11 protein-coding genes are annotated in these 10,413 nt (G+C 68.7%); 8 read left to right on the top strand and 3 right to left on the bottom strand.

The window, feature by feature from the left end; genetic code table 11:
• Nucleotides 1-576 precede the first annotated feature (576 nt).
• The 3 genes from WAE60_RS03000 to WAE60_RS02990 form a co-directional block, all read right to left on the bottom strand.
• Nucleotides 577-1,872: an FAD-dependent oxidoreductase gene (locus tag WAE60_RS03000; RefSeq protein WP_029917298.1), complete on the bottom strand. Its 1,296-nt coding sequence runs from the start codon at nt 1,870-1,872 to the stop codon at nt 577-579.
• Between the two features lie 57 nt (nt 1,873-1,929).
• Nucleotides 1,930-2,334, bottom strand: coding sequence for a VOC family protein (locus WAE60_RS02995; protein WP_337684901.1), 405 nt, complete (start codon nt 2,332-2,334; stop codon nt 1,930-1,932).
• 105 nt (nt 2,335-2,439) lie between these two features.
• Nucleotides 2,440-3,093: an alpha/beta hydrolase gene (locus WAE60_RS02990; RefSeq protein WP_029917296.1), complete on the bottom strand. Its 654-nt coding sequence runs from the start codon at nt 3,091-3,093 to the stop codon at nt 2,440-2,442.
• A gap of 199 nt (nt 3,094-3,292) precedes the next feature.
• On the opposite strand from WAE60_RS02990, the gene WAE60_RS02985 reads away from it, so the two are divergent.
• From WAE60_RS02985 to WAE60_RS02950, 8 genes are read left to right on the top strand one after another with little or no spacing between them, the layout of a single operon-like run.
• Nucleotides 3,293-3,784, top strand: coding sequence for an Rrf2 family transcriptional regulator (locus WAE60_RS02985; protein ID WP_337684900.1), 492 nt, complete (start codon nt 3,293-3,295; stop codon nt 3,782-3,784).
• Complete coding sequence (locus WAE60_RS02980; protein ID WP_337684899.1) at nt 3,781-4,926, top strand: cysteine desulfurase family protein; 1,146 nt, start codon at nt 3,781-3,783, stop codon at nt 4,924-4,926. Before WAE60_RS02985 ends, WAE60_RS02980 begins: the two co-directional genes overlap by 4 nt.
• On the top strand, nt 4,926-6,395 hold the full coding sequence (sufB, locus tag WAE60_RS02975; RefSeq protein WP_029917293.1) for a Fe-S cluster assembly protein SufB: 1,470 nt from the start codon (nt 4,926-4,928) through the stop codon (nt 6,393-6,395). The genes WAE60_RS02980 and sufB overlap by 1 nt, the downstream gene beginning before the upstream one ends.
• Nucleotides 6,392-6,772, top strand: coding sequence for a VOC family protein (locus WAE60_RS02970; protein ID WP_337684898.1), 381 nt, complete (start codon nt 6,392-6,394; stop codon nt 6,770-6,772). Before sufB ends, WAE60_RS02970 begins: the two co-directional genes overlap by 4 nt.
• The gene (locus tag WAE60_RS02965) at nt 6,769-7,401 is read left to right on the top strand and encodes a hypothetical protein (RefSeq protein ID WP_337684897.1); all 633 of its coding nucleotides are present in this window, start codon (nt 6,769-6,771) and stop codon (nt 7,399-7,401) included. Before WAE60_RS02970 ends, WAE60_RS02965 begins: the two co-directional genes overlap by 4 nt.
• Complete coding sequence (sufC, locus tag WAE60_RS02960; protein ID WP_337684896.1) at nt 7,394-8,143, top strand: Fe-S cluster assembly ATPase SufC; 750 nt, start codon at nt 7,394-7,396, stop codon at nt 8,141-8,143. Before WAE60_RS02965 ends, sufC begins: the two co-directional genes overlap by 8 nt.
• Entirely contained in the window at nt 8,143-9,174 is a 1,032-nt protein-coding gene (gene sufD / locus WAE60_RS02955) for a Fe-S cluster assembly protein SufD (RefSeq protein ID WP_337684895.1), read from the top strand. The genes sufC and sufD overlap by 1 nt, the downstream gene beginning before the upstream one ends.
• The gene (locus WAE60_RS02950; RefSeq protein WP_337684893.1) at nt 9,174-10,412 is read left to right on the top strand and encodes a cysteine desulfurase; all 1,239 of its coding nucleotides are present in this window, start codon (nt 9,174-9,176) and stop codon (nt 10,410-10,412) included. The genes sufD and WAE60_RS02950 overlap by 1 nt, the downstream gene beginning before the upstream one ends.
• The last annotated feature ends 1 nt before the right edge of the window (nt 10,413 follow it).

The following is a 10,413-nucleotide window of genomic DNA, read 5'->3' as shown; positions in this document are numbered from 1 at the left end:
ACCGTTTCGACGAAGCCCGATCGCTCCGCGCGGTCGTTATCCGGAAGCGCGGCGGCGCCGAGTTCTGTTCGAACCTCGCCGCCTTGAAGCCTCCGACGGGCGGGCCAGGTCAACGACACCCGGTCCCGGACCGCGAGCGTCTCACCGCCCGCCTGCTGCTCAATCGGCCTCCATCCAACGCTGTATCCGTGTTCCGAGCCCAGCCGGCACCAGATGGATGGAGTTGATCCTCTCGGACCGCCGACAGAGCTTCCCGCTCGATCGCCCCCCGCCGCCGCATCGGTCGCTGGCCATGCGCCCTTTCCCGCGTCGAGGTGGGAGCATTATGCGGGCGTCTGGAAGGGGGAGGATAAGTTTGGTCGAAAAAGTCCAGGGTGTTGATTTCGCTGAGCTTTGTCTCGCGGGCGCCGAGCACGACGACCTGTCCCTCCCCCTTGTGGGGAGGGTGGCCCTGGCGGAGCCAGGGTCGGGTGGGGTTTGATGAGTCAGCAAGACGAGTCAGCAGGCCCCACCCGTCGGCTTCGCCGCCACCCTCCCCACAAGGGGGAGGGAGTCATCGTCAGGCATCCTGCACGCTCAATGCAGCTTCAGCCGCCCCGCCACCCGCTGCTGCAGCAGCCGGGCCAGGGCCAGAACGATCGTCTTGGGCGTGCCCATGATCGCCCGGTGGTGGTCCAGGTGCAGCGAGATGTAGGCCCACTTGGCGATCAGGCCCTCGACGAAGAAGTTCGGGCCGCCCAGCCCGCCCATCAGGGCGCCGACGCCCCGGTTCTCGCCCAGCGACACCAGCGAGCCGAAGTCCTTGTAGACGAACGGTGCCTCGACCCGGCGCTGGCCGAGGCGGGCGATCAGGGCCTTGGCCAGGTAGCTGGCCTGCTGGTGGGCGGCCTGGGCGCGGGCGGGTACGATGCTGCCTTCCTTGCCCTCCGTCCCGACCCACGGCACGGCGGCGCAGTCGCCCAGGGCCCAAACGTCGGGGGCCGAGGTCTCAAGCCGGTCGTTGACCACGAATTGGTTGGTCTTGTTGGTCTCCAGCCCGTAGGCCGTGTTGCCGGGCGCGGCCTTCACGCCCGCCGCCCAGACGATCAGGTCGGCCGGGATGTCGCCCTGACTGGTCTCCAGCCGGTCGGGATGGACGGCGACGACCTTGGCCCCGGTGTGGACCCGCACGCCCTTGCGCTCCAGGGCCACGGTGGCCTGGTCGGAGATCTTCTCGGGCAGGCCGCCCAGGATGCGCGGCGCGGCCTCGACGATGGCGATGTCCAGCCGGAAGCGCTGCTCGCTGCCCAGGCTGCCCAGCAGCTCGCGATGGGCCTCGATCAGCTCGGCCGACAGCTCGACCCCGGTGGCCCCGCCGCCGACGATGGCCACGCTCATGGTCTTCTCGGCCGAGAACGAGGCCTTCATGAAGGCGGCCAGCAGGCGGGTGTGGAAGACCTCGGCGTCCTCGGTGCGTTCCAGCAGGTGGGCCTGGTCGGCGCCCGGGGTGCCGAACAGGTTGCTGCCGCTGCCGATCGCCAGCACGCCCCAGGTGAAGGTCACGCTACGCTCGGGCACCAGCACCTTGCCGCCTTCCGCCAGGATCGGCTTGAGGCTCAGGCGCTTGGCGACCGGGTCGAAGCTGTCCAGCTCGCCCAGCAGGAAGCTGAAATGGTTGGCGCGGCCCAGGATCGAGTAGGAGAGCCCCTCCTGGTGGGTGTCCAGCGTGCCGGCGGCCACCTCGTGCAGGGTCGGCTTCCAGATGTGGAAGCTGGAACGATCGATCAGCAGGACGCGCTCCTTGCCGGCCTTGCGGCCCAGCTTGCGTCCCAGCCGCGCCGCCAGTTCCAGCCCACCGGCTCCCCCGCCGACGATCACGATGTCGTAGTGCATGCCCGCCATCCAGAAATTCCTCAGATGGTGAATATATAGGAGGTTCGAAGAACGATGTCAGGCCAGGTTCAACTGCCAGGACACCCCGAACCGGTCGTTCACCCAGGCGAAGCGCCGGCTGAAGCCGTAGTCGCCCGCCGGCATCAGCACCGCCCCGCCTTCGGCCAGGGCGGCGGCCAGGCGCTCGACCTCGGCCTCCGAGCCGCAGTCTACGAACAGGGACGAGGAGGGGGTGAAGCCGAAGGCGTGCTTCACGAAGCTGTCGGAGACGAAGACCTCCTGGCCGCCGATCCGGAAGCGGGCGCGGATCACGGTGCCGTCGGGACCGGGTCCGGCGGCGCCGTAGCGTTCGATGTCGAGGATTTCCCCGTCGGGGAACAGCGAGACGTACGAGGTCATCGCCGCTTCGGCGTCCTGGTTCTGGAACATCAGGAACGGCCGTATGGTCTGGCTCACCGTCATCCTCCGCGAACAGCGTTCGACGCAGAATGACGGTGAGTTGTCCAGGATCGCAAGCTTTATGGTACCGGTAACTCGCGATCAGCGAGCCTTAACCGGCGCCAGGGCCTACGGGATCGGATTGGCTTCCAGGCGCTTGTCCAGATAGTCGCCGACGCTCTTCTCGACCGACGGCAGGTGCTCGGCCCAGAAGTGGGTGGCCTTGTCGACGACTTCGTAGTCGATGACGATGCCCTTCTGGGTGCGCAGCTTGGAGACCACGCGCTCGACCTCGACCGGCGGCACGACGGTATCGGCCGCGCCCGTCAGGATCAGGCCCGAGGCCGGGCAGGGGGCCAGGAAGCTGAAGTCGTACATGTTGGTCGGCGGCGACACCGAGATGAAGCCGTCGGTTTCCGGACGGCGCATCAAGAGCTGCATGCCGATATAGGCGCCGAAGCTGTAGCCGGCGACCCAGGTCTGGGCGGCGGCGGGATTGTTGGACTGCAGCCAGTCCAGGGCCGTGGCCGCGTCGGCCAGCTCGCCGATGCCGCTGTCGAACTCGCCCTGGCTGCGGCCCACGCCGCGGAAGTTGAAGCGCAGGGTCGCGAAACCGCGCTTCATGAACAGGTGGTACAGCTGCACCGAGACCGGGTGGTTCATGTGCCCGCCCGCCTTGGGGTGCGGGTGCAGGATCAGCGCGATCGGGGCGTTGTCGGTCTTGCCCGGCGAATAACGGCCCTCGATGCGGCCCGAAGCTCCGGTCAAAATCACGTCAGGCATTCAAGGTCCCTATCCAAAAAGGGGCGACGGGGCCGCGTTCCTGGGCCCGGAAGGGCGAAGGAATACTTGACCACTGCGCTTGGTCTTCCTAAATCCGCACCGCGCGGCTCGGTCTTTTCGCAAGAGCCTCGTCGCGAAGTCGCGGCTTGTAGCACACGCCTAAGCCGATGCGCGGGGAATCCGCAAGGAGATAAGGCGCATGCGCCTGAGCACCAAGGGACGCTACGCGGTCATGGCCATGACCGATCTGGCCCGCCAGCAGGACCAGGCCGAAGGGCGCGCCGTCGCCCTGGCCGAGATCGCCGCGCGCCAGCAGATCTCGCTTTCCTATCTCGAGCAGCTTTTCGCCCGCCTGCGCCGCAAGGGCCTGGTGGTCAGCGCCCGGGGCCCCGGCGGCGGCTATCGCCTGGCCCGCGAGGCCCGCGACACCGCCATCGCCGACATCGTCCTGGCCGTGGACGAGCCCCTGCGCGCCACCCGCTGCGGCGTCGCGATCGGCGCCAAGGGCGGCAAGACCGCCGCCAAGGGCTGCATGGCCGGCGGCGCCCAATGCCTGACCCACGACCTGTGGGAAGAGATGGGCCGCCAGATCCACGGCTACCTGGCCAGCGTGTCGGTCGCCGACGTGCTGGACGGCACGCTGCGGGAGCGCGCCCTCAAGGCAAGAGCTGGGGAGATGGCGGCGGCGTGACCAAGCCCTCGATCTATCTCGACTACAACGCCACCGCCCCGATCCGCCCCGAGGCGCGGGACGCGGTGCTGCGCGCCTTCGAGACCGCGGGCAATCCGTCGTCGGTGCACGCCAGCGGCCGCGCAGCCCGCGACATCGTCGAGACCGCCCGCAAGCAGGTCGGCGAGCTGGTCGGGGTCGTGCCGGGCTCGGTCACCTTCGTCAGCGGCGGCACCGAGGCCAACGCCCTGGCCATCGGCAGCGCCGCCTTCGCCGGCTTCAACCGCGTCATCGTCAGCGAGGGCGAGCACGACGCCGTCCTCGAAACCGCCGCCGCCTCAGGCCTGCAGGTCCAGAAAATGCCGCTGGACGCCGATGGCGTCGCGCGCCTGGACTGGCTGGAAGAGGCCCTGAGCGACGAGGGCCGGGCCCTGGTCTGCCTGATGCTGGCCAACAACGAGACCGGCGTGATCCAGCCGATCGCCGAGACCTCGGCCCTGGTGCGCGCGGCCGACGGCTGGCTGCACGTCGACGCCGTCCAGGCCGCCGGCAAGATCGCCATCGACTTCACCGCCCTCGGCGCCGACACGATGGCGCTGTCGGCCCACAAGCTGGGCGGACCGCAGGGCGTCGGCGCCCTGGTGGCCGGCACCCGCGCCACGATCGTCCGCCAGCAACACGGCGGCGGCCAGGAGCGCGGCCGTCGGGCCGGCACCGAGAACGTCGCCGGGATCGCCGGCTTCGGCGCGGCCGCCGAGGCGGCGGCTCGCGACTTGCCCTCGATGGCCAATCAAGGCACATGGCGCGACGCCTTGGCCGAACGGGTCAAGGCCGTCGGCGCGGTCGTGCTCGGGGAGGGCGCCCAAGGGCGCTTTGGGCGTCTGCCCCAAACCCTTTGTCTGGCGGCCGAGGGCTTCGCCTCGCAAATCCAGGTGATGAACCTGGACCTGGCGGGGGTGATGGTCAGCGCCGGCAGCGCCTGCTCTTCGGGCAAGGTCAAGGCCAGCCGCGTGGTGGACGCCATGGGCCGGGCGGACCTGGCTCCGTTCGCCCTGCGTGTCAGCGGCGGCTGGGCCACGACCGAGCAAGACTGGATTTCCTGCGGCGACGCCTGGCTCGCCGCCTATTCGCGTATCGGCGCCCGGCGCCGGGAGGTGGCGTAGTGGCCGCGGTCAAAGAGACCATTGATACCGTCGCGTCGCTCGAGAAGTACGAGCACGGATTCACGACCGATATCGAACAGGAGTTCGCCCCCAAGGGCCTCTCCGAGGACATCGTGCGCTTCATCTCGGCCAAGAAGGACGAGCCCCAGTGGATGCTGGACTGGCGTCTGGAGGCCTATCGTCGCTGGCTGGAGCTGGAAGAACCGACCTGGGCGAAGGTCGACTTCCCCAAGATCGACTACCAGGACAGCTATTACTACGCCGCCCCCTCCACCAAGGCCGGGCCCAAGAGCCTGGACGAGGTGGATCCCGAGATCCTGGCCGTCTACGAGAAACTGGGCATCCCGCTGAAGGAACAGGCCGTGCTGGCCGGCGTCGAGGGCGCGCCGCGCTACGCCGTGGACGCGGTGTTCGACAGCGTCAGCGTGGTCACCACCTTCAAGAAGGAGCTGGCGGCGGTCGGCGTCATCTTCTGCTCGATGAGCGAGGCGATCCGCGAGCATCCGGAACTGGTCAAGCAGTACCTGGGCAGCGTCGTGCCGACGTCGGACAACTATTTCGCCTGCCTCAACAGCGCGGTCTTCAGCGACGGCTCGTTCGTCTACATCCCGCCGGGCGTGCGCTGCCCGATGGAGCTGTCGACCTATTTCCGCATCAACGCCAAGGACAGCGGCCAGTTCGAGCGGACCCTGATCATCGCCGACAAGGGCGCCTACTGCTCGTACCTGGAGGGCTGCACGGCCCCGATGCGCGACGAGAACCAGCTGCACGCCGCCGTGGTCGAGCTGGTGCTGCTGGAAGACGCCGAGATCAAGTATTCCACCGTCCAGAACTGGTATCCGGGCGATCCGGAGACCGGCAAGGGCGGCATCTACAACTTCGTGACCAAGCGCGCCGACTGCCGCGGCGACCGTTCCAAGGTGTCGTGGACCCAGGTCGAGACCGGCTCGGCCATCACCTGGAAGTATCCGTCCTGCGTGCTGCGCGGCGAGGGGAGCTCGGGCGAGTTCTACTCGATCGCCGTGACCAACGGCCACCAGCAGGCCGACACCGGCACCAAGATGATCCATCTGGGCGCCAATACGAAGTCGCGCATCGTCGCCAAGGGCATCAGCGCCGGCAAGTCGACCAGCACCTATCGCGGCCTGGTCTCCGCCCACCCGAAAGCCAAGGGCGCGCGCAACTTCACCCAGTGCGACAGCCTGCTGATCGGCAAGACCTGCGCGGCCCACACGGTCCCGTACATCGAGGCCCGCAACGGCCATTCGGTGTTCGAGCACGAGGCCACGACGACCCGCCTGTCGGACGACCAGCTGTTCTATTGCCAGCAGCGCGGCCTTTCGCAGGAGGAGGCCGTGGCCCTGCTGGTCAACGGCTTCGTCAAGGACGTGCTGCAGCAACTGCCCATGGAATTCGCGGTCGAGGCCCAGAAGCTGGTGGCGATCAGCCTGGAAGGCAGCGTGGGATGAGCCTGGTCGCCATCGACCATGTGCAGCTGGCCATGCCCCCGGGCGGCGAGGACGCTGCGCGCCGGTTCTACGGCGACGTCCTGGGCCTGCCCGAGACGCCCAAGCCCGAGCACCTGGCCCGGCGCGGCGGCTGCTGGTTCGAGGACGGCGGCCTGAAGATCCACCTGGGCGTCGAGGCCGACTTCCGCCCGGCCCGCAAGGCGCACCCCGGACTGCTGGTGAGCGACCTGCCGGCGCTGAAGGCCAAGCTGTCGAACGGCGGCTTCGCCCTGAAGGACGACGAGCCACTGGAAGGCTACGACCGCATCTATGTCGACGACCCGTTCGGCAACCGCATCGAACTGCTGGAGCCGCTGAGCGGCGAGGAGGGCGCGTGAGCACCGTCACCCTCTATCGTCCCGTCGGTTCGGCCGAACTGAAGCTGATCGAGGCCTCGGGCTGGAAGGCGTTCCCGCCGCGCCTGCCCGAGCAGCCGATCTTCTATCCGGTGACCAACCAGGCCTACGCGGCGCAGATCGCCCGCGACTGGAACGCCGTCCACAACGACGACAAGCGCGGCTACGTCACCCGCTCCGACGTCTCGGCAGAGTTCCTGGCCGGCTACGACCGCAAGGTCGTGGGCGGCAGGGAGCACGAGGAATACTGGATTCCCGCCGAGGAACTTTCGCTGTTCAACGCCGCCATCGAGGGCCAGATCGAAGTGATCGAGACCTTCGTCGGCGGCGAGCGGTTTGGCCTCGACGGCGAGCAATATGAATACGTGCGCCAACTGGCCAATGCCGCCGGCAACGGGGCCTGGTCAAACGATGCATCTGTCGTGACCGCAAGTCGCGATTTTCTGAACGGCGAGTTGCTTGATCCGAGCGAGCAACGCCGCCTGCTTACCGATCTTCTCCGGCTCGCCGTGGAAGACCCTAGTCACGAATGGGAGGCTCCGATCCTGACGGGCCAACCCACGAGCTTCGCTGTTGCGGCGCTCAAGAAGATCAACGAGACCCATGCTTAAGATCGAAAACCTCCACGCCCGCGTCGAAGACAAGCCGATCCTGAAGGGCGTCACCCTCGAGGTGCCGGCCGGCGAGGTGCACGCCATCATGGGGCCGAACGGGGCCGGCAAGTCGACCCTGTCGTACGTGCTGAGCGGCCGCGGCGGCTACGAGGTCACCGAGGGCTCGGCCACGCTGAACGGCGAGGACCTGCTGTCGCTGGAGCCCAACGAACGGGCCGCCAAGGGCGTGTTCCTGTCGTTCCAGTATCCGCTGGAGATCCCGGGCGTTCCGGCCCTGACCTTCATCCGCACCGCCCTCAACGCCCAGCGCCGCGCGCGCGGCGAGGACGAGATCGCCGCCCCGGCCTTCCTGAAGCTGGCCAAGGAAAAGGCCGCGGCGTTGAAGATCGACTTCGACATGCTCAAGCGCGGGCTGAACGTCGGCTTCTCGGGCGGCGAGAAGAAGCGGATGGAAATCCTGCAGATGGCGATGCTTTCGCCCAAGTTCCTGATCCTGGACGAGACGGACTCGGGCCTGGACATCGACGCCCTGAAGATCGTCTCCGAAGGCGTCAACGCCCTGCGCGCGCCCGATCGCGGCATGCTGGTCATCACCCACTACCAGCGCCTGCTGGACTACATCAAACCCGACCGCGTCCACGTGCTGGCCGCCGGCCGCATCGTCGCCTCGGGCGGGCCGGAGTTGGCCCTGCAGCTGGAAGCCGAAGGCTACGACAAGTACGTCGGAGCGGCCGCCTGATGAGCCTGGCCTCCGCCCTCAAGACCGGCGACCTGACCCAGCTGCCGTCGCGCCGCGACGAAGACTGGCGCTGGACCGACCTGCGCGGCCTGATCCGCGCCGTCCCGCCCGCCTCGCCGGCGGTGGACGGCGACGTCGCGCCCGGTCCATTCGACGGCCTGGCCGCCGACGAGATCCTGTTCGTCAACGGCCGCCAGCGCCACGCCGCGACCAGCGGCGCGGGCGACGTGGTGGCCCTGCGCTTCGTCTCGGCCAGCGAAGGCACGGCCCACGCCGCCGCCTACGCCATCGTCGTCGAGCCCGACACGACCCTGGTCCTGCTGGAAAGCCATGAGTGCCGAGCGGGCGGCTATTTCTCGGATGTCACCCTGGACATCGCAGTGGGCGAGGGCGCCCGCGTCGAGCGGATCGTGCTGATCGACGACCACGCGGAAGCGATCGACGTGGTCACCGCCGAAGTCGATCTGGCTCCCGGCGCGGTCTTCAACCAGACCGTCCTGACCGCCGGCGCCCGCCGCCAGCGGATCGAGACCCGCATCAACCACCCCGGCGCCCACGCCAACGTCAGGCTGGACGGCGTCTATGTGCTGGCCGACCAGCGCCACGCCGACCAGACCACCGTCGTCACCCACGGCGGCGTCGACGGGATCACCAGCCAGCTGACCAAGGGCGTCGTCGACGACCAGGCGCGCGGCGTGTTCCAGGGCCGGATCGTGGTCCAGCCCGGCGCCGACCAGACCGACGCCCGCATGGGCCACCACGCCCTGATCCTGTCGGACCGGGCCGAGGTCGACGCCAAGCCCGAGCTGCTGATCTTCGCCGACGACGTCTCGTGCGCCCACGGCAACACCATCGGCGCCCTGGACGACGAGCAGGTCTTCTACGCCCGCCAGCGCGGCATCCCCGAGCTGGAAGCCAAGGCCATGCTGACCCAGGCCTTCCTGGGCGAGGTGGTCGAGCGCATCGAGCACGAGGGCGCGCGCGACATCGCCGCCGCCTGGGTCGCGGCCAAGCTGGGGAGGGCGGCGTAATGGCCCTGGACACGCCCTTCGCGCCCGCCTTCGACGTCGAGGCGATCCGCGCCCAGTTCCCGATCCTAGGCCGCCAGGTGCACGGCAAGCCGCTGGTCTATCTGGACAGCGCCGCCAGCGCCCAGAAGCCCGAAGCCGTGCTGAACGCCATGACCGGCCTGGCCCGCACCAGCTACGCCAACGTCCACCGCGGCCTGCACACCCTGGCCAACGAAACGACGCAAGCCTACGAGAACGCTCGCGAAACCGTGGCCCGGTTCATCAACGCCGAGCCGTCGGAGGTCGTCTGGACCAAGAGCGCCACCGAGGCGGTCAACCTGGTGGCCGACACCTTCGGCCGCTCGCTGAAGGCCGGCGACGAGATCGTGGTCTCGCAGATGGAGCACCACGCCAACATCGTGCCGTGGCACTTCCTGCGCCAGCGCTACGGCGTGGTCCTGCGGTTCGTGCCCGTCACCGACGACGGCCGCCTGGACATGGAGGCCTACAAGGGCCTGCTGTCCGAGCGCACCCGGATGGTGGCCATCAGCCACATGTCGAACGTGCTGGGCACCATCAACGAGGCCGCCGAGATCGTGCGCCTGGCCCATGCGGCCGGCGCGCCGGTGCTGCTGGACGGTTGCCAGGCCATCGTCCACAGCAAGGTCGACGTGAAGGCCCTGGACGTCGATTTCTACGTCTTCTCCGGCCATAAACTCTACGGACCGACTGGCGTCGGCGTGCTGTACGGCAAGGCCGAGCGCCTGGCGGCGCTGCCCCCGTACCAGGGCGGCGGCGAGATGATCGGCTCGGTCTCGGAAGAGGCCATCACCTACGCCGACCCGCCGCACCGCTTCGAGGCCGGCACCCCGGCGATCCTCGAGGCCGTCGGCCTGGGCGCGGCCATCGAATGGCTGAACACGATTGATCGGGACGCCGCGCTGGCCCACGAGCACGCGCTCTACCAGCGGGTCGTCGGTCAGCTGGACGGCGTCAACGGCGTGCGGATCCTGGGCACGGCCCCGGGCAAGGGCGCGGTGCTGAGCTTCGTGGTCGAGGGCGCCCACGCCCACGACGTGGCCCAGGTGCTGGACCGCTACGGCGTGGCCGTCCGCGCCGGCACCCACTGCGCCGAGCCCCTGATGAAAAGGTTCGGCGTCACGTCGAGCGCCCGCGCTTCCTTCGCCCTATATAACACCCTGGACGAGGCCGACGCGTTCGTGAGCGCGCTGGCCAAGGCCCGCAGTTTCTTCAGTTGAG

It is taken from the genome of Caulobacter sp. CCG-8 (assembly GCF_037402475.1).
Classification (GTDB): domain Bacteria; phylum Pseudomonadota; class Alphaproteobacteria; order Caulobacterales; family Caulobacteraceae; genus Caulobacter.
This window is presented reverse-complemented; position numbering and strand designations above follow the sequence as displayed.